Raw genomic sequence first — 18,855 nt, 5'->3', positions numbered from 1 at the left:
ACTAGTCCTGTTCGTCAGGCTCGTCGGCATTGCGAGCAATCGCCACGATAGTCACGCCATCCGGAAGGTCCATCAGCTTGACCCCCATTGTGTTCCGGTCACGCGTGCGGCGTACAGGCTTCACCGGAGTCCGGATGACACCACCGTTGCTGGTGATCGCGAACAGCTCGTCGTCCGGGTCGATCACCACCGCGCCGACCAGACCACCGCGCCGCTCGGTGATCTTCGCAGTCAGCACGCCCTTACCTCCCCGGCCCTGCACGGGGTATTCCTCGATCGGGGTGCGTTTCGCGTATCCCCCGTTCGTGGCCACCAGGACGTCCAGTCCTTCGCGGACGACCTCCATGGCCAGCAGGACGTCGTCCTCGCTGAAGCGCATGCCGATCACGCCCGAGGTGGCCCGCCCCATCGGGCGCAGCGCCTCGTCGCTGGCGTTGAACCGGATCGCCTGCGCGTTCTTCGAGACCAGCAGCAGATCCTCCTCCGGCGCGACGAGCGCCGCCCCGACCAGCTCGTCCTCGTCGCGCAGGTTGATCGCGATGATGCCGCCGGACCGGGGGGAGTCGAACTCCTCGAGCCGAGTCTTCTTCACCAGGCCGTTCTTCGTGGCAAGTACCAGGTAGGGGGCCACCTGGTAGTCCGGAATCTCGATGATCTGCGCGATCTGCTCGTCGGGCTGGAACGCGAGCAGGTTGGCCACGTGCTGGCCCTTGGCCACCCTACTGGCCTCCGGAAGCTCGTATGCCTTCGCCCGATAGACGCGCCCCTTGTTGGTGAAGAAGAGCATCCAGTCGTGGGTCGAGCATACGAAGAAGTGGCTGACGATGTCGTCCTGCCGGAGCGTCGCCCCGCTGACACCCTTGCCGCCGCGCCGCTGGGACCGGTAGAGGTCCACCTTGGTCCGCTTCGCGTAGCCCGTGCGGGTGATCGTGACGACCACGTCCTCGCGGGCGATGAGGTCCTCCATGGAGACCTCGCCCTCGAACGGCACGATCTTGGTGCGCCGTTCGTCGCCCCACTTGGCGACGATCTCGCCCAGCTCCTCCGAGACGATCCTGCGCTGCCGCTCGGGCTTGGCGAGGATGTCCTTGAGGTCGGCGATCTCCAGCTCCAGCTTGGCCAGGTCGTCGAGGATCCGCTGCCGCTCCAGCGCGGCGAGCCGGCGCAGCTGCATGTCGAGGATCGCGGTCGCCTGGATCTCGTCGATCTCCAGCAGCCGGATCAGGCCCTGCCGGGCGTCCTCGACGGTGGGCGAACGCCGGATCAGGGCGATCACCTCGTCGAGGGCGTCCAGCGCCTTGGAGAGACCGCGCAGGATGTGCGCCCGCTCCTCCGCCTTGCGCAGCCGGAACGCCGTCCGCCGGCGGATCACGTCGATCTGGTGCTCGACGTAGTAGCGGATGAACTGGGCCAGGTTGAGCGTGCGCGGCACCCCGTCGACCAGCGCCAGCATGTTGGCGCCGAAGGTCTCCTGGAGCTGGGTGTGCTTGTAGAGGTTGTTCAGCACCACCTTGGCGACCGCGTCGCGCTTGAGCACGAGCACGATCCGCATGCCGGTACGCCCGGAGGACTCGTCGCGGATGTCGGCGATGCCGGCGAGCTTGCCCTCCTTGATCAGCTCGGCGATCCGCTCGGCCAGGTTGTCCGGGTTCACCTGGTAGGGCAGCTCGCTGACGACCAGGCAGGGGCGGCCCCGCTTGTCCTCCTCGACCTCCACCACGGCCCGCATCCGGATCGACCCGCGCCCGGTGCGGTACGCGTCCTGGATCGCCTGCGTGCCCACGATCAGGCCGTGGGTGGGGAAGTCGGGCCCCTTGACGATCTCCAGTAGCGCGTCGAGGGTGGTGGCCTCGTCCTCCTCCGGGTGCTCCAGGCACCACTGCACGGCCGCGCCGATCTCGCGCAGGTTGTGCGGCGGGATCTTGGTGGCCATGCCGACCGCGATGCCCTCGGAGCCGTTGACGAGGAGGTTCGGGATCCGCGACGGCAGGATGGTGGGCTCCTTGGCCCGGCCGTCGTAGTTGTCCTGGAGGTCGACGGTGTCCTCGTCGATGTCCCGCAGCATCTCCATGGCCAGCGGGTCGAGCTTGCACTCGGTGTAGCGCATGGCGGCGGCCGGGTCGTTGCCCGGCGAGCCGAAGTTGCCGTTGCCGTCGACCAGCGGGTAGCGCAGCGACCAGGGCTGCGCCATCCGGACCAGCGCGTCGTAGATCGCCGAGTCGCCGTGTGGGTGGAACTGGCCCATCACGTCGCCGACCACGCGGGAGCACTTCACGTAGCCCCGGTCCGGTCGGTAGCCGGAGTCGAACATGGCGTAGAGGATCTTGCGGTGGACCGGCTTGAGCCCGTCCCGGACGTCCGGCAGCGCCCGCCCGACGATGACGCTCATCGCGTAGTCGAGGTAGGAGCGCTGCATCTCCACCTCGAGCCCGACCGGTTCGATGCGGTCGTGCGCGACGACGGCGGCGATGGTCTCGGGAACCTCGGGCTCGTTCGGTGTGGACTCGGGGATATCGGTCACTGTTAACCCTTATCAGACTCAGAGTCGTTTTCGTGCTGTGGATAACGGCTGTGGATACCGGCCGCGCTGTGGATAACTCTGTGGATCGGCGGGCTGGCCGGTGGATGACCGGCTGGCCCGCCGAGATCCGTCAGATGTCCAGGAAACGGACGTCCTTGGCGTTGCGCTGGATGAACGAGCGGCGCGCCTCGACGTCCTCACCCATCAGCACGCTGAACAACTCGTCGGCGGTGGCCGCGTCGTCGAGCGTGACCTGACGCAGCGTACGCGTCGCCGGGTTCATCGTGGTCTCCCACAGTTCGGGGTAGTTCATCTCGCCGAGGCCCTTGAAGCGCTGGATGTCGTCCGGCTTCGCGTTCGGCTTCTTCTGCTGGCGCAGCGCGATCAGGCCGTCCCGCTCGCGGTCCGAGTACGCGTACTGTGCGTCATCGCCCCGCTTGTTCCACTTGATCTTGTAGAGCGGCGGGGCGGCCAGGTAGACGTGCCCCATCTCGACCAGCGGGCGCATGAAGCGGAACAGCAGCGTGAGCAGCAGCGTCTGGATGTGCTGGCCGTCGACGTCGGCGTCGGCCATCAGCACCACCTTGTGGTAGCGCAGCTTCTCCATGTCGAAGTCGTCGTGGATGCCGGTGCCCAAGGCGGTGATCAGCGCCTGGACCTCGTTGTTCTTGAGCACCCGGTCGATCCGGGCCTTCTCCACGTTGAGGATCTTGCCCCGGATCGGCAGGATCGCCTGGGTACGCGGGTCGCGCCCCTGCTTGGCCGAGCCGCCGGCCGAGTCGCCCTCGACGATGAAGACCTCGGACTCGCGCGGGTCGGTGGACTGGCAGTCGGCCAGCTTGCCCGGCATCGAGCCGGACTCCAGCAGGGACTTGCGCCGGGCCAGCTTGCGCGCCTGCTGCGCGGCGATCCGGGCCCGGGCGGCCTGGGACGCCTTCTGGATGATGATCTTCGCCTCGGCCGGGTTGCGGTCGAACCAGTCGACCAGCCACTCGTTGCAGACCCGCTGCACGAAGCTCTTCACCGGGGTGTTGCCCAGCTTGGTCTTGGTCTGGCCCTCGAACTGCGGGTTGGCCAGCTTGACCGAGATGATGGCGGCCAGGCCTTCGCGGATGTCCTCGCCGGAGAGCTTCTCGTCGCCCTTGAGCAGCTTCTTGTCGGTGCCGTACCGGTTGACGACGCTGGTCAGCGCGGACCGGAAGCCCTCCTCGTGGGTGCCGCCCTCGTGGGTGTTGATCGTGTTGGCGAAGGTGTAGACCGACTCGCCGTACGACTCGTTCCACTGCATGGCGATCTCGACCGACATGCCGTCCTCCTCGGCGCCGAACTCGACCACGGTCTTGTGGATCGGGTTCTTCGAGGCGTTGAGGTGGCGGACGAAGTCGGCGATACCGCCCTGGTAGCAGAAGGTGACCTCGCGCGGCTTGCCCTCCTCGCCCTCCGGGACCCGCTCGTCGAGCAGGTGGATGGTGAGGCCCCGGTTGAGGAAGGCCATCTCCTGCAGGCGCCGGTAGATGGTCTGGAAGTCGAAGTCGACCGTCTCGAACACGTCGGCGTCGGGCCAGAAGGCGACCGCGGAGCCGGTGCGGTCGGTCGTCTCGCCCTTCTCCAGCGGGGTCGGCTTGGAGTTGTGGTACTGCTGCCGCCAGACGAAGCCGGACTTGTGGATCTCCACGGCCATCTTCGTGGAGAGGGCGTTCACCACGGAGACGCCGACGCCGTGCAGACCGCCGGAGACGGCGTACGCCTTGCCGTCGAACTTGCCGCCCGCGTGCAGCACGGTCAGCGCGACCTCGACACCCGGCTTCTTCAGCTTCGGGTGCAGGTCGACCGGGAATCCCCGGCCGTTGTCGGTGACCCGGACCCCGCCGTCGGCGAGCAGCACCACGTCGATGGTGTCGCAGTGGCCGGCCAGCGCCTCGTCCACCGCGTTGTCGACGACCTCCCACACCAGGTGGTGCAGACCGCGCTCACCGGTCGACCCGATGTACATACCGGGGCGCTTCCGGACCGCCTCCAGCCCCTCGAGAACGGTGATCGACCCGGCGCCGTACTCCTGCTTGTCCTGCGCTGCCACCCTCGGCCACTTTCTCGCGCCGTGCGCGCCTGGTGGCGCGTCGGGCGCGGGTTCGGCGGACAGGACGCGACGTCGACGCGCAGACCGGCACCGGGGACAATTCCGGGGTGCGGGTCGAACGCGCCGGTCGCCGCGGTTGCCCGCGGATCGCGATCGGCTCGACCCGACGTGGACGATGATCGCGGGCCCCGCTCCGGGCCCGTGTCTCGTCGCTCCGCACCGGGTCTTCGTCTCAGGGTCAATCTTACTGTGCGCGGGCGACAGAACCACCACTCGGCACCCCTGCGAGGCGGCTGAGACCGACGTAGCCGGCCGAACCGCGCCGCCCGCGACTCCCCCTACACGCCAGGGGGCGATCGGGGGCGCCGCCGCCTGACGATCGGTGCCGGTCGGACGGGTGGGAACGCCGCCGCCGCCACGCCGTCGGCCCGGCCTTGATCTTTTCCGGCCGGAACCGGACGATCGAGCCGATACGAACTACCCGTGCTCTCGAAGAGGTGACGCCAGATGGGGCTGGACAACGTCGCGGTGCATTGGCCGCGGACCGGCCGCTTCTACGACCCGGTCGCGCCGGCCGAGTTCGTCGACTTCGGCGACATCGTCGACATGCCCCGCATCTCCGCGCCCACCGCGGCGCTCGCCGAGCTGATCGCCAAGACCGGCACCGTGCGGGCGACCGCGTACACCGAGCTGGTGGACCTGCTGCTCGGCCTGGAGGGTGTGCTCTACGCCACGGACGCGGCGGCCGAGGACGAGGATCCGGTGATCGATCCCGACGGCTGCGCCTGGATCGCCGGCGGCATCGAGCGGTTCGTGACGGGCCACCGCCCGCACGGCGAGGCCGTCACCTTCGACTCGGTGAGCCAGGTGCTGCGCTCGCTGCTCGCCGACGGGCGGCTGGCCGAGCAGCAGCTGCGCTGGCTCGACAGCCGCCTGGACGCGCTGCGCGACGAGAGCGGCGAGCCGCCGCAGTGGAACTTCACCTGCGCCGAGCTGGCCGTGCTGGCCGCCTTCTACCGGCGCTGCGCCGACCGCGGTTTCGCCGTCTACGCCGACGCCTGACCCGCCGCGGCGGAACCGCCCGTGCGGTTGGCGGCGTCGATGACCCGGGTCAGCACGGCGTGCAGGTGGCGCAGCTCCTCCACCGGCATGCCGAGCCGTTCGACGATCGCGGGCGGGATCTGCTCGGCGCGCTCCCGCAGCGCCTCGCCGGCGGCGGTCAGCGTCACCGCGAGGCTCCGCTCGTCGGCGGGATCGCGCTCGCGCCGCACATAGCCGGTCGCCTCCAGCCGCTTGAGCAGGGGCGACAGGGTGCCCGGATCGAGCTGGAGCAGGCGGCTGAGGTCGCGTACGGACAGCGGCGCGTGCTGCCAGAGCGCGAGCATCACCAGGTACTGCGGATGGGTCAGCCCCATCGGCTCCAGCAGGGGCCGGTAGACGGCTACCACGCCGCGCGCGGCGACGGAGAGCGCGAAGCACACCTGCTGCTCCAGCGCCAGGGGATCCCCGTCGAGCTGGTCGGTCACGGGCGGACCTCCTCGTCGTCGTTGCGAGCGTACCAATGATTGGTGTACCAATGGTTTGTACGCCAATCATCCACCGCGCACCGGAGGTCAGGCGATGACCGAGGAGAAGCCCACCCCGAAGGCCCCCGGCGAGGGCGGACGCCTGATGGCCTGGGCGTTCCGGCGCCTCGCGGGCCCGCCGGAGGTGCAGGGCGCGGTGCAGGGCGGCTCGAGCCACGCCCGGGAGGCGTGGAAGCAGGACCTGGAGCGACGCAAGCAGTGGAGCCGCGAGCAGCGGGAACGCAAGCGCGCCGAGCGGGAGGCCCGCCGCGAGGGTCGCTGACCGTCAGCCGTAGGTGTCGCGGGGGCCGCGGCCACGGACCCGGCGCGGGCCCTTCGACCAGGACGGCGCCGCGGGGCCGTGGATGTGCAGCTTGCGCACCACGTTGTGGCCGACCTCGCTGGCGATCTGCTTGAGCAGCGAGCCGGCCAGCAGCCGCAGCTGGGTGGCCCACGCGGTCGAGCGGGCCTCCACGGTCAGCTCGCCGTCCTCCAGCTTCACCGGGCGGCTGTGCTGGGCCACCTCCGGGCCGACCACCCGCTCCCAGGCGCCGAACACCGTCGCCTCGGCCGCCGGCTGCTGCCAGCCACGCGCCTTGACGAGCCGGTTGAGCACCGCACCGAGCGGCTGCGGATCGCGCGGGTCCGGCCCCGGGCCGGAGTATCCGCGCAGACGCCGCTGGCCGCCCTCGCCGTCGCCGCCCCCTCCCGGGGTACGCCGACGCGTGCGGGCCGCCGACTCCCGGCGGGCCCTCGCCGCGTCCAGCACCGCCCGCGCCAGTTCCGGGCCGTTCGCCCCGGCCGCGTCGCCGCCCGCCGCGCCGCCGGCGTCCCCACCGGTCGGTCCGCCGTCTCGGCCCGGGCCGAGACGGGCCGGCGGAAGCTGCTCATCCGACACGTCGCACCGTCCCCTCGCCCACGGCGTACCGGGTGCCGCGCAGGGACACCGGCACGTCCTCGTCGACCGCACAGGTCACCAGCAGCTGACTCGCCCCGCCCACCAGCTCCGCCAGCCGCTCCCGCCGCCCGGCGTCCAGCTCGGCGAAGACGTCGTCGAGCACCAGCACCGGCTCGATGCCGTCGGAGCGGAGCAGGTCGTAGCCGGCCAGCCGCAGCGCCAGGGCGTACGACCAGGACTCGCCGTGGCTGGCGTACCCCTTGGCGGGCAGCGGGCCCAGCGTCAGCGCCAGCTCGTCGCGGTGCGGGCCGACCAGGGTGGTGCCCCGCTCGACCTCGGCGCCGCGGGACTCGACGAGCGCGGCGGTCAGCGCCTCCGTCAGCGCCTCCCGGTCGGTGGTGGGCTCCGCCAGCTCCACCGACGGCCGGTACGCGATCCCGGCGGTCCCCCGTCCCGCCGCCACCGCGTCGTACGCCTTCGTCACGTGCGGGCCCAGTGCGGCGACCAGTTCCAGCCGGCCGGCGAGCAGCTCGGCGCCGTGTCGGGCCAGGTGCGTGTCCCAGACCGCAAGGGTCGACAGGTCCCCGCCCCGCGAGCCGCCCGTCTTGCGGGCCAGGTACGCGGTGCGCAGCAACGCGTTGCGCTGCTTGACCACCCGCTCGTAGTCGGCCCGCACCCCGGCGTACCGGGGCTGGCGGCTGACCAGCAGGTCGTCGAGGTAGCGGCGGCGCTCGGCCGGGTCGCCCCGGACGAGCTCCAGGTCCTCCGGAGCGAACAGCACGAGCCGGAGCGCGCCGAGCACGTCCCGCGCCCGGCGGGCCGGCGACCGCCCCAGCCGGGCCCGGTTGGCCTTGCCCGGCACGATCTCCAGCTCCACCAGCAGCTCGCGGCCCTCGTGCACGACCGCGCAGCGGATTACCGCCGAGGAGGCGCCCATCCGGACGAGGGGGGCGTCCGTGGCGACCCGGTGCGAATCCAGGGTCGCCACGTAGCCCAGCGCCTCGACCAGGTTCGTCTTGCCGACGCCGTTGGCGCCGGTCAGGACGTTCGCCCCCGGCTCCAGGTCCACGCCGACCCGCTCGTACGAGCGGAAGTCGACCAGTTCGAGCCGGCGGACGTACACAGGTGCGTGGATGCCGGTCAGCGCTTGCGGACGGCGTGGCCGCCGAACTGCTGACGCAGCGCGGCGACGGCCTTCATGGCCGGCGAGTCGTCCTGGCGGGAGGCGAAGCGGGCGAAGAGCGAGGCGGTGATCACGTTCAGCGGCACGGCCAGCCGGACCGCCTCGTCGACCGTCCACCGGCCCTCGCCCGTGTCCTCCGTGTAGCCGCTCAGCTCGGCCAGCTCCGGGTCCTCGTCGAGGGCCCGGTCCAGCAGGTCGAGCAGCCAGGAGCGGACCACGGTGCCCTCGCGCCAGGACTTGAACACCCCCGGCACGTTGGTGACCAGCTCGGACTTGGCCAGCAGCTCGTAGCCCTCGGCGTAGGCGTGCATCAGGCCGTACTCGATGCCGTTGTGCACCATCTTGGCGTAGTGCCCGGCGCCGACCGGCCCGGCGTGCACGAAGCCGAACTCGCCCTCCGGCTTCAGCGACTCGAAGATCGGCATGAGCCGGTCGACGTGCTCCTGGGCGCCGCCGACCATCAGCGCGTAGCCGTTCTGCCGGCCCCAGACGCCGCCGGAGACGCCGACGTCGAGGTAGCCGATGCCGCGCTCGTTCAGCCGCTCGGCGCGGGGCGCGTCGTCGCTGAAGCGGGAGTTGCCACCGTCGATGATGATGTCGCCCTCGCCGAGGACGTCGGCGAGCTCGTCGATGGTCGCGTCGGTGACGCCGGCGGGGACCATGACCCAGATCGCGCGGGGCGACTCCAGCTTCTCCGCCAGCTCCGCCAGGGTCGCGACATCGGTCAGCTCCGCGTTGTGGTCGAAGCCGACCACCTCGTGCCCGGCGGCGCGCAACCGCTCGCGCATGTTGCCGCCCATCCGGCCGAGCCCTACCAGGCCGAGCTGCATGTGTTCCTACCTCCGTGCGTCGGGGTCTTCTCGGGGTGCGATCAGCGGGAGACGCGGATCGGCATGATGAGGTATCGGTACCCGGGGATGACCTCGCCATCCTCACCGGCGGGCGAAATCACCGCGGGCTTGAAGGCGTCGACGAACGAGAGCACGGCGAACTGGGCCCCCAGGTTGGTCAGGCCGTCGATCAGGTACTGGGGGTTGAAGCCGATGGTCAGCGGGTCACCGGTGAAGGTGGCCTCCATCGCCTCGCTGGCCCGCGCCTCCTCGGTGCCGCCGGCCTCGACCACCAGGCCGTCGGCGCTGAAGCTGAGCAGTACCGGGGTGGTCCGCTCGGCGACCAGGGCGACCCGCTTGACGACCTCGATCAGGGTGCTGACGGGCACCCGCGCGTCGGCGTTGTGGGTGGCCGGGAAGAGCGAGCGCACCGGCGGGTAGTTCGCCCCGTCGAGCAGCCGGCTGGTGGTGCGCCGGGTGCCGCCGGCAAAACCGATCATCCCCTCGCCGGCCGCGCCCTGGGAGAGCGCCATGGTGACCTGGCCACCGATCGGGCCGAGGGCCTTGGCGGTGTCGTGCAGGGTCCGGGCCGGCACGAGGGCGTTGATGCTCACCTCGGGGTCGTCCGGGTTCCACTCCATCTCGCGCAGGGCCAGCCGGTAGCGGTCGGTGGCGAGCATGGCCAGCGTGCCGCCGGAGAGCTCAAGGCGTACGCCGGTCATCATCGGCAGCGTCTCGTCGCGGCCCGCGGCGACGGCGACCTGGGCGACCGCGGCGGCGAAGGCGGCCGCGTCGACGGTGCCGGTGCTCTCGGGCATCTCCGGCAGGGACGGGTAGTCCTCGACCGGCATCGTGGGCAGGGTGAACCGGGCGCTGCCGCAGACCAGTTCGAGGTGGGCGCCGACGGCGGCGATGTCCACCGGCTTGGCGGGCAGCGCCTTGGTGATCTCGGCCAGCAGCCGGCCGGAGACCAGGGCGGCGCCGTCGGCGTCCCCCTGCACCTCGACGGTGACCTGGCTGGAGACCTCGTAGTCGAAGCCCGAGACCTGCAGGTTGCCGTCGGTGACGCGCAGCATCACGCCGGCGAGCACCGGTACGGACGGCCGGTTGGGCAGGCTCTTCGCGGTCCAGGCCACGGCCTCGGCGAGCGCGTCGCGCTCCACTCGGAACTTCATCAATGCCTCCGCGTCGACGTCAGCGACAACTCTCTCATGCCGACCGCTGCCTACCGACCCGCCTGTCCGTGCGGGTACCCATCGCACCTTAGGGCGCGTGGGCATCGGCTGTGCGCCCGACCCCGTGGATCCAGGTGCCCGAGCGACCGCCGACGGCGGTGCTCGGCCCGATCCACAGGAAGTCCAACGGTGATGATTGGTTTTTGTTCTCTTAGAAGAGATAACTCGTCATCTTCATCGCACCTGTGCAAACTGTGGAGAACCCGCGTCTGCGCAGCTCAGACACGTTATCCACCGGTGGTTTACCTGTGGAGAACCCGGGGTACAACTCGTGTCCCGGTCCACAGGCGGCCGGCGCCCCCAGGTTGTCCACCGTTGTCCACCGGTTATCCACCGGTAATCCACCGACTTTCTCCCCAGTCCTGTGGACAGGCGGAAGCCGTGCGGAGGGCGTCATCCCCAGAACCTTCAACAGGTTCCCCACAGGCCGACCGTCGTCGGTGGACAACCAGCGGGTTGTCCCCAGGCATCCACAGGCTCGTCCCCAGGGTTTGTCCACAACCTGTGGGTAACCGGGGCGTGGACGGACGGTAGTTTTCCACAGCCGGTGGACAACGAGCTGTGGACAACGATCCGGGCGGTGGACGGACACGGCTCGGATCCTGTGGTCTCCACCATGTCGAGGGTCAAGCCGGACCGGCTGTGGAGAACGAAAAACGCCCGGCCGACTGGTCCGGCCGGGCGCGTCCCTCGCCCTCTCCGCCCCGAGCGAGCGGGCGGGCGTACGCGACGACGACTCCGGTTCGGCGCGGCCGTCGCCGCGCCGACCTGAGGCCGCCGCTCAGGTGTTCTGCTTGATCCGGTTGGTCAGCTCCGCGATCTGGTTGTAGAGCGACCGGCGCTCGGCCATCTGCTGGCGGATCTTGCGGTCGGCGTGCATCACCGTGGTGTGGTCCCGGCCACCGAAGGCCTGCCCGATGCGGGGCAGCGACAGGTCGGTCAGCTCCCGGCACAGGTACATGGCCACCTGGCGGGCGTTCACCAGCACGCGGGAGCGGGAGTGGCCGCGCAGGTCCTCCAGGCTCACCCCGAAGTAGTCGGCGGTGGAGACCATGATCTGGTCGGCGGTGATCTCCGGCCCGGTGCCGTCCGGGATGAAGTCCCGCAGCACCTCCTCCGCCAACGACAGCTCGACCGTGGAGCGGGTCAGGCTGGCGAACGCCGTCACCCGGATCAGCGCGCCCTCCAGCTCCCGGATCGAGTTCGACACCCGCGAGGCGATGAACTCCAGCACGTCCGGCGGGGCGTAGAGGCGTTCCTGCGCCGCCTTCTTCTGCAGGATCGCGATCCGGGTCTCCAGGTCCGGCGGCTGGATGTCGGCGAGCAGCCCCCACTCGAAGCGGGTACGCAGCCGGTCCTCCAGCGTCGCGAGCTGCTTCGGCGACCGGTCGGAGGTGATCACGATCTGCTTGTTGGCGTTGTGCAGCGTGTTGAACGTGTGGAAGAACTCCTCCTGCGTGCGCTCGCGGTTCTCCAGGAACTGGATGTCGTCGATCAGCAGGATGTCGACGTCGCGGTAGCGCCGCTGGAACGCACTGGTCTTGTCGTCCCGGAGCGAGTTGATGAAGTCGTTGGTGAACTCCTCGGTCGAGACGTACCGGACCGAGCGCGCGTTGCCCAGCGTCGTGGCGTAGTGCCCGATGGCGTGCAGCAGGTGCGTCTTGCCCAGCCCCGAGCTGCCGTAGATGAACAGCGGGTTGTACGCCTTCGCCGGCGACTCGGCGACCGCGACGCTCGCCGCGTGCGCGAAGCGGTTGGACGAGCCGATGACGAACGTCTCGAACATGTACTTCGGGTTGAGCCGGTTGCCGCCGCTGTCGGCGCCGGGCATGCGGCGGTCGTCCCGGCCACCGGGCCGGTGATCCGCGCCACCGCGTCCGGGCCCGTTGTCGGTGCCGGTGTCGCGGGGCAGGGCCCGGATCACGTGCTGGTCGCGGGGGGAGACGGCGTCCTCGCGGTAGCGCGGCTCGTACCCCCGGGTGTCGGCGGTCGGCGGGTCCAGGCGGGCGGCCTGCTCGTCGTAGCCCCGGCGCTCCGCCGGGTGCCGCAGCGGAGCCGACCGGTCGGGGCGCGGCGGCTCGGCGAAGGCGGTGCTGAACAGGGCCTCCTGCCCGCCCCGCTCGCCCGGCCGGTGGTGGCCGTCGTCGCCCGGGGCCGGGGACGCCGCGTCGGGCCGCCGCTGGGGGTGCGCCTGCTCGGGGATGAGCGGCGGCTGCCCGGCGTCGAGGGCCCTGCCGTCGCGCTGCCCGGCCATCCCGTCGTAGCCCGCGTCGTAGCCGAGCGGCCCGCCGTCGTGGTCGGCCGGCCCGGGCTCGGGAACGCTGCGGTAGACGGTCCCCGCCGGGCGGCCGGAGCCGTCCTCGGGCACGCGCACGGTCACCGCGACCTGGATCGGCCGGCCCAGCCGGCGGGTGAGCGCGTCCGTGATCGCCGGGCGCAGGCGGGACTCGATCACGTCCCGGGTGAAGGCGTCCGGGACGGAGAGCAGGGCGGTGTCCTCGACGATGGCCCGCAGCCGGGTCAGCCGCAGGTACGCGCGCTGCTGCGCGGAGATGATCTCGTCGGCGAGCTCGTCGGTCGTCGCTGTCCACACCGCGGCAAGGTCGGTCGTACCGGTCACCGTCGTGCCACCCCCCTCGCCTCTGCTCCGCCGACGCCGCCGTCTTCTCCGGTCGGCCGTCCCGGGCCCGCCGCGTTCGCGCGGGTGGAACGACACCCACCGGACGACCGACCGGTCCTCGTCCACAAGTTATCCACAGCCTGTGTACGCACCGATTGTGGCCGCCCGCCGGATGCGGGTCGGACCTGCCCCCTGCCTGAACGGGCGCTGAAGCGGGTTCACCGTGCCGAACGATTCACTGCCTTGTCCGGTCTTGCCCGCCGGCGACGACCGGACCTTTCGACGCTGACCGCAATCGGGCACGGTAACAGCGTTGTCGGCGCGCCATCAACCGCCGACGCGCGGCGGCCCTTGCCGACATCAGCGAAAACCGCCGCTTCGGTCGCCGGAGGGGCCCGGTGTCCGCCCTGCTGGGAGTGTTTGACGGTGGTTGCCGCCCTGCGTAGGCTGGAACGGCTGCTCTCTCGCCCTCTGCTAGGGTGATAGGTGCTTGCTGTCCGCGGTTGCTTCCCCGCATCGCCGAGGTTCCGCGCCGCCGGGCAGCACCGATCGGGGGCCACCGCCGAGGTGGCCTGGACCACCACACGATCCCGGCGACCCCTCGCCCGGGGCGTACGAAAACGGAGAGCCTGACGTGAGCAAGCGCACCTACCAGCCGAACAACCGCCGGCGCGCGAAGACCCACGGCTTCCGGCTGCGCATGCGCACCCGTGCCGGCCGCGCCATCCTTTCGACCCGTCGCTCCAAGGGCCGCGCCCGCCTGTCGGCCTGAGGCCGGCCGGGTCAGGTCCGGGGGACGTGGGCAGTCGTGCTGGCGGCCGCACAGCGACTGCGGCGCAGCACTGACTTCGCCGCAGCGGTCCGGGGTGGTCGACGCGCCGGCCGTGGCGCGCTCGTCGTCCATCTGAGCCTGCCGACAACCCCCGATCCCGCGACAGCAACCTCGCCGGAGCCGGCGCGGAGCAACGGTACGGAGCAACCCTCCGCACCAGCCCGCGCCGGCTTCGTCGTGTCCAAGGCCGTCGGGAACGCCGTGGTCCGCAACCGGGTCCGGCGTCGCCTGCGGCACCTGGTCCGCGAGCGGCTGGCCGGTCTGCCCACAGGAAGCACCCTGGTCGTACGCGCGCTGCCCGCCGCAGCCGACGCGTCGTACCCGCGACTCGGCGCCGATCTGGACGCGGCGATCGCCGCCGCGAAGGCGCCCCGCGGCCGGCGGTCCCGGTGACCAGCGGACCGACCGAGCCCCGGCCGACGACGATCGGTGCCCGGGTGCTGAGCGGGCCGGTCATCGCGTACCGTCGGTGGATAAGTCCGGCTCTGCCGGCCCGCTGCCGGTTCTACCCGTCGTGCAGTGCCTACGCCCTGGAGGCGGTGGCGATGCACGGCGCGATCCGGGGAGCTGGCCTGACGGCCCGGCGGTTGTTGCGCTGCCACCCCTTCCACCCAGGTGGACACGACCCGGTGCCGGAGCCGGGCGGCCGCCGCCGTGCCGATGTGACTGGAGCCTGAGAATTGAGTCTCGACTGGATCTACTACGCGATTTCGTGGATCCTGCTGGCCTGGCATGGGGCCTGGGACGCCATCGGGGTGCCGGACGCGGCGGTGATCGGCACCAACTGGGCCTGGATCCTCGCCATCGTCTTCCTGGTGGTCACCGTCCGGGTGATCCTCTTCCCGGTCTTCGTCAAGCAGATCAAGTCGCAGCGCGCGATGCAGGCGCTCCAGCCGCAGGTTAAGGCGCTGCAGGAGAAGCACAAGGGTGACCGGGAGACGCTCCAGAAGGAGATGATGGAGCTCTACCGGAAGGAAAAGGCCAACCCGCTCATGGGCTGCCTTCCGATGTTCCTCCAGATTCCCGTCTTCCTGGGCCTCTTCCACGTGCTCCGCCGCCTCGACCCGGCCAACGAGGGCAAGACCCTCTACGGCTGGACGCTCGGCCAGTTCGAGAGCGCCTCGGCCGCGAAGCTCTTCACCGCCCCCATCGCCGGGAAGTTCGGCTCCACCGCCGATGAGCTGGCCCGGCTCGGTGCCAACGGCACCACCGTGAAGGTCATCGCCGGCATCCTGGTCCTGGTAATGATGGGCACCACCTACCTCACCAGCCGCCAGATGATCCTCAAGACCGGCTGGGCCGAGGACCCGCAGCAGCGGATGATCCAGAAGCTGATGCTCTACGGCATCCCGCTGTCGCTGCTCGTCTCCGGCGCGATCTTCCCGATCGGTGTGATCATCTACTGGGTCACGAACAACCTCTTCACCCTCGGCCAGCAGCAGTGGGTGCTGCGGAAGTTCCCGCCGCCGCAGACCGCCACCAGCAAGCCGGGCACCTCGGCCCGCAACCCGGTGCAGCCGGCGAAGACGGGCGGCCTGCTGGGTCGCGGCAAGTCGGCCCCCCCGGCCCCGGCCAAGCCGGTTGCGCCGAAGGTCGCCGGCCCCAAGCCGGGCGCCAAGCCGGTCAACCCCAAGAAGGGCCCCGCCAAGCGGCAGGGTTGAGGACATCCGGGCCGCCGTCGGGAGACCGGCGGCGGCCCGTTCCGCACCGCGCAGCCGCCGTACGGCCGGCGCCGGGCGGAACCGCCGCGCGCGGCGCGGCCCACGGGCGAGACTGCCCGTACGACAGACGTGCCCGTGGGCACCGGCGACCTCCCGCCGGCCCCGGGAAACCAGCGGACCCGACGGTCCGGCCGAGCGAGTACGGAGATGAGACCGTGACCGACACCAGCACCCCCCGCGCGGACCAGTCCCTGGACGAGGAGGGGACCGAGCCGACCGCGGTGAACGGCGAGACCGAGGAGACCGACGAGGAGTCGGGCACCCGGGAGAAGAAGGCCGTCGGCGAGAGCGAGCTGTTCCGGCAGAGCGAGATCGCGGCCGACTACGTCGAGGGCCTGCTCGACATCCTCGACTACGACGGCGACATCGACGAGCTGGTCTCCGGCGGTCGTCCCGTCGTCGAGGTGGTCGGCGGCCGGTTGCAGAACCTGGTCGGCCAGCGCGGCGCCACGCTGGAGGCGCTCCAGGAGCTCGCCCGGCTGGCCGTCTTCCGGCAGACCGGCACCCCGAGCCGGCTGCTGCTCGACGTCGGCGGCTACCGGGCGACCCGACGCAAGGAACTCGCCGCCGTCGCCAAGAACGCCGTCGAGAAGGTCAAGGAGCACGGCGAGCCCGTGCGCCTGGAGCCGATGTCCGCGTTCGAGCGCAAGTGCGTGCACGACGTGGTCAACGCCATGAGCGGTGTGGAGAGCGAGTCCGAGGGCGTCGAGCCGAACCGTCGCATCATCGTCCGGCCGGCGGACTGACCGGGTGACCCACGACGACACCACGGCCGGCGCCGTGGACGGCCCGGGTGGCACGCCGCCCGGGCCGTCGCCTGTCCGGCCCGAGCCGACCCTGAACCCCGACGCCGCATCGCCTTCGGCCGTGGCTCCTGAGGCCGCACCGTCTTCGGCGGACGCCTCCGAGGGCGTGCCGTCCCCGGCTGAGGCTTCGGAGGACGCGCCGTCCCCGGCCGTGGCCTCCGAGCGCGCGCCGTCCCCGACCGACGCCGTCCTGCCGCCGGAGCTGGCCGGTGCGGCGCGCACCCTCTTCGGCGACCGGATCGACCTGGCCGCCGCGTACGCCGAACTGCTCGCCACCGACGGCGTGGTCCGCGGCCTGATCGGTCCGCGCGAGGCCCCCCGGATCTGGGACCGCCACCTGCTCAACTGCGCGGCGGTGGCCGAGCGGATTCCGGAGGGCGCGACGGTGCTCGACGTCGGTTCCGGGGCAGGGCTGCCCGGCCTGGTGCTGGCCATCGCGCGACCCGACCTGACGGTGACCCTGATTGAACCGCTCTCCCGGCGCACCTCCTTCCTCATCGAGGCGGTGCAGCACCTCGGGCTGGCGAAGATGGTCCGGGTCTTCCGGGGGCGGGCCGACGAGGCGGCGACGGGGTCGACGGGCATCGGCCCGCTGAGCGGAGACGTGGTCACCGCCCGCGCCGTCGCGCCGCTGGACCGGCTCTCGACGTGGTGCCTGCCGCTGGTCGTTCGCGGTGGTCGGCTGATCGCCCTCAAGGGCGCGTCCGCCGCCGACGAGGTTGCGGAGCACGCGGAGACCGTGGCCCGGCTCGGCGGCGGCGAGGCCGAGGTGCACCGCTGCGGCGAGGGAGTGATCGATCCGCCGACGACGGTGGTGGAGATCGTGCGGGAGCGCATGGTCGGTCCGACCCGGCCGAAGGCCCCGAAGAGGTCGCGCGGCGGCCGGTCGCGGCGACGTTGAGTCCCTCCCGGACACCAGCGCCGGATGTCCGCGTACCGGCTTCCCGGCCGGCGGTTGCGTCGTTGAACCGGTACGGGTGGACGGAAGGATGAGAACCCGACGTGGACCGGCTGCGCCCGTGAGCCGTAGGCTGGCTGCGCGTCGATAGTGTGGAGCGGACGGCGACGGACGTTCACCGGTCCCGCCGCTCCCGCCGGACCGTATGCTCCGCGGCGCGATCGCGTACGGCCAGTTTGACGGGGTGCGGACCGACCATCCGAAGCGGGCAGGGATGACAGGTGCATGACGACGGAAGGTACGACGATCCACGCGTGACCGGGTCAGCGGGCGGCCCCGTTTCACGTGAAACCGACTACCCGAGCTGGTCGCCCGACGGGCCGTCCCGCGGCCACTCGATCCGGCCGCCGGACGGCGACACGGCCGTCCGACCGGGCGCCGTCGAGCCGCCTGTGCCGGGCGGCGTCGAGCCGACTGTGCCGGGCGGCGTCGAGCCGATCGTGCCGGAGCCTGCGACGACCCGCGCCACACCCGACGTGCCGCGTGCCGGCAATTCGGCCGGCGGCCGGGTGATTCCCATCCGGCGCAACGCCTCGGCCTCGGCCCGGTTCGAGTCCGCCGTGCCGCAGCAGCCCACCCCGGACTCCGTGCCGGACGCGACCCCCGAACCCGTTCCCGTCACCGACACGTCCGCGCCCCCGGCCGGCTCCCCCGGAGCCACTGCCGCCGAGGCCGCGTACGTTTCACGTGAAACCCCGACGCGCGAAGAGGATGACCCACCGTTGGCTATGGAGGCGATGCGCGCCGTGCAGATCCTTAATCCGAGTGGCGAGGTGACGATGCCTCGACCGGAACGGACCAGGGTCATGTGCGTCGCGAACCAGAAGGGCGGCGTGGGGAAGACCACGACCACGGTGAACCTTGCGGTGGCGCTCGCCCTGCACGGCAACCGGGTGTTGGTGGTCGACCTGGACCCGCAGGGCAACGCCTCCACCGGGCTGAACGTCCCGCACCACACCGGCGTGCCGGACGTCTACGACTGCCTCATCAACAGCGTGCCGCTGGAGGAGGTCGCCCAGGGCGTGGAGGGCATCCCCAACCTCTGGTGCGTACCGGCGACGATCGACCTCGCCGGCGCGGAGATCGAGCTGGTGTCGGTGGTCGCCCGCGAGTCCCGGCTGGCCCGGGCGATCGCCGCCTACCCCGGTCACTTCGACTACGTCTTCATCGACTGCCCGCCCTCGCTCGGCCTGCTCACGGTCAACGCGCTCGTGGCGGCGCAGGAGGTGCTCATTCCGATCCAGTGCGAGTACTACGCGCTGGAGGGGCTGAACCAGCTGATCAACAACATCAACCTGGTTCGCCAGCACCTCAACCCCAAGCTCGACGTCTCCACCATCCTGCTCACCATGTACGACCGGCGTACCCGGCTGGCCGACGCCGTGGAACAGGACGTGCGGAACCACTTCGGCGACAAGGTGCTCCAGGCGGTCATCCCCCGCAACGTCCGCGTCTCGGAGGCACCCAGCTACGGTCAGTCGGTGATGACCTACGATCCGGGATCGCGGGGGGCGACGAGCTACTTCGAAGCCGCCCAGGAGATCGCCGAGCGTGGCGTCAAGGAGCCGGTGGGCCGGAATGCGTAGTGCGGAACAGTCGCTGGGAGGCG

17 protein-coding genes are annotated in these 18,855 nt (G+C 71.2%); 9 read left to right on the top strand and 8 right to left on the bottom strand.

All coding sequences use genetic code 11. The features are described from left to right. Position 1 precedes the first annotated feature (1 nt). Together gyrA and gyrB are read right to left on the bottom strand one after the other, a co-directional pair. Complete coding sequence (gene gyrA, locus AB0G08_RS03460) at positions 2-2,521, bottom strand: DNA gyrase subunit A (RefSeq protein WP_358082477.1); 2,520 nt, start codon at positions 2,519-2,521, stop codon at positions 2-4. 130 nt (positions 2,522-2,651) lie between these two features. Then, positions 2,652-4,598 (bottom strand): DNA topoisomerase (ATP-hydrolyzing) subunit B, encoded by a 1,947-nt coding sequence (gyrB, locus tag AB0G08_RS03455; protein WP_358082474.1) that lies wholly within the window; start codon positions 4,596-4,598, stop codon positions 2,652-2,654. Between the two features lie 507 nt (positions 4,599-5,105). Between gyrB and AB0G08_RS03450 the strand changes: the two genes are divergently transcribed. Continuing rightward, a complete protein-coding gene (locus AB0G08_RS03450) occupies positions 5,106-5,660 on the top strand; it encodes a hypothetical protein (RefSeq protein WP_357866789.1) in 555 nt (184 codons plus the stop codon). Here the strand turns inward: AB0G08_RS03450 and AB0G08_RS03445 are convergent. Then, positions 5,645-6,124, bottom strand: a complete 480-nt coding sequence (locus AB0G08_RS03445; RefSeq protein ID WP_358082471.1) for a MarR family transcriptional regulator — start codon at positions 6,122-6,124, stop codon at positions 5,645-5,647. The two genes, AB0G08_RS03450 and AB0G08_RS03445, sit on opposite strands and share 16 nt — an antisense overlap. 94 nt (positions 6,125-6,218) lie before the next feature. On the opposite strand from AB0G08_RS03445, the gene AB0G08_RS03440 reads away from it, so the two are divergent. After that, positions 6,219-6,446 (top strand): hypothetical protein, encoded by a 228-nt coding sequence (locus AB0G08_RS03440; protein ID WP_358082468.1) that lies wholly within the window; start codon positions 6,219-6,221, stop codon positions 6,444-6,446. A 3-nt stretch (positions 6,447-6,449) separates the two neighbouring features. Here AB0G08_RS03440 and AB0G08_RS03435 read toward each other — a convergent pair whose 3' ends face one another. The 5 genes from AB0G08_RS03435 to dnaA all read right to left on the bottom strand — a co-directional run bounded on the left by AB0G08_RS03435 (position 6,450) and on the right by dnaA (position 12,929). Continuing rightward, positions 6,450-7,061: a DciA family protein gene (locus AB0G08_RS03435; protein ID WP_358082466.1), complete on the bottom strand. Its 612-nt coding sequence runs from the start codon at positions 7,059-7,061 to the stop codon at positions 6,450-6,452. Further along, positions 7,051-8,184, bottom strand: coding sequence for a DNA replication/repair protein RecF (gene recF / locus AB0G08_RS03430; protein WP_358082464.1), 1,134 nt, complete (start codon positions 8,182-8,184; stop codon positions 7,051-7,053). Before recF ends, AB0G08_RS03435 begins: the two co-directional genes overlap by 11 nt. A 17-nt stretch (positions 8,185-8,201) precedes the next feature. Then, positions 8,202-9,074: a phosphogluconate dehydrogenase (NAD(+)-dependent, decarboxylating) gene (gene gnd / locus AB0G08_RS03425; protein WP_357866804.1), complete on the bottom strand. Its 873-nt coding sequence runs from the start codon at positions 9,072-9,074 to the stop codon at positions 8,202-8,204. Positions 9,075-9,115: 41 nt separating this feature from the next. Then, positions 9,116-10,249, bottom strand: a complete 1,134-nt coding sequence (gene dnaN / locus AB0G08_RS03420; protein ID WP_358082461.1) for a DNA polymerase III subunit beta — start codon at positions 10,247-10,249, stop codon at positions 9,116-9,118. Between the two features lie 841 nt (positions 10,250-11,090). Next, positions 11,091-12,929, bottom strand: coding sequence for a chromosomal replication initiator protein DnaA (gene dnaA, locus AB0G08_RS03415; RefSeq protein ID WP_358082459.1), 1,839 nt, complete (start codon positions 12,927-12,929; stop codon positions 11,091-11,093). A gap of 634 nt (positions 12,930-13,563) precedes the next feature. Between dnaA and rpmH the strand changes: the two genes are divergently transcribed. The 7 genes from rpmH to AB0G08_RS03380 all read left to right on the top strand — a co-directional run bounded on the left by rpmH (position 13,564) and on the right by AB0G08_RS03380 (position 18,832). After that, positions 13,564-13,701, top strand: coding sequence for a 50S ribosomal protein L34 (gene rpmH / locus AB0G08_RS03410; RefSeq protein ID WP_089002791.1), 138 nt, complete (start codon positions 13,564-13,566; stop codon positions 13,699-13,701). A 36-nt stretch (positions 13,702-13,737) separates the two neighbouring features. Further along, positions 13,738-14,154, top strand: coding sequence for a ribonuclease P protein component (gene rnpA, locus AB0G08_RS03405; RefSeq protein WP_358082456.1), 417 nt, complete (start codon positions 13,738-13,740; stop codon positions 14,152-14,154). A gap of 44 nt (positions 14,155-14,198) precedes the next feature. Continuing rightward, positions 14,199-14,438, top strand: a complete 240-nt coding sequence (gene yidD / locus AB0G08_RS03400; RefSeq protein ID WP_358082912.1) for a membrane protein insertion efficiency factor YidD — start codon at positions 14,199-14,201, stop codon at positions 14,436-14,438. Between the two features lie 3 nt (positions 14,439-14,441). Beyond that, positions 14,442-15,422 (top strand): membrane protein insertase YidC, encoded by a 981-nt coding sequence (gene yidC, locus AB0G08_RS03395; protein WP_358082453.1) that lies wholly within the window; start codon positions 14,442-14,444, stop codon positions 15,420-15,422. Positions 15,423-15,637: 215 nt separating this feature from the next. Further along, positions 15,638-16,228 (top strand): R3H domain-containing nucleic acid-binding protein, encoded by a 591-nt coding sequence (locus tag AB0G08_RS03390; protein ID WP_358082451.1) that lies wholly within the window; start codon positions 15,638-15,640, stop codon positions 16,226-16,228. A 211-nt stretch (positions 16,229-16,439) separates the two neighbouring features. Next, complete coding sequence (rsmG, locus tag AB0G08_RS03385) at positions 16,440-17,189, top strand: 16S rRNA (guanine(527)-N(7))-methyltransferase RsmG (RefSeq protein WP_358082448.1); 750 nt, start codon at positions 16,440-16,442, stop codon at positions 17,187-17,189. Between the two features lie 278 nt (positions 17,190-17,467). After that, positions 17,468-18,832: an AAA family ATPase gene (locus AB0G08_RS03380; RefSeq protein WP_358082444.1), complete on the top strand. Its 1,365-nt coding sequence runs from the start codon at positions 17,468-17,470 to the stop codon at positions 18,830-18,832. Positions 18,833-18,855 lie beyond the last annotated feature (23 nt).

Source organism: Micromonospora sp. NPDC023644, assembly GCF_040640115.1.
GTDB lineage: Bacteria > Actinomycetota > Actinomycetes > Mycobacteriales > Micromonosporaceae > Micromonospora.
This window is presented reverse-complemented; position numbering and strand designations above follow the sequence as displayed.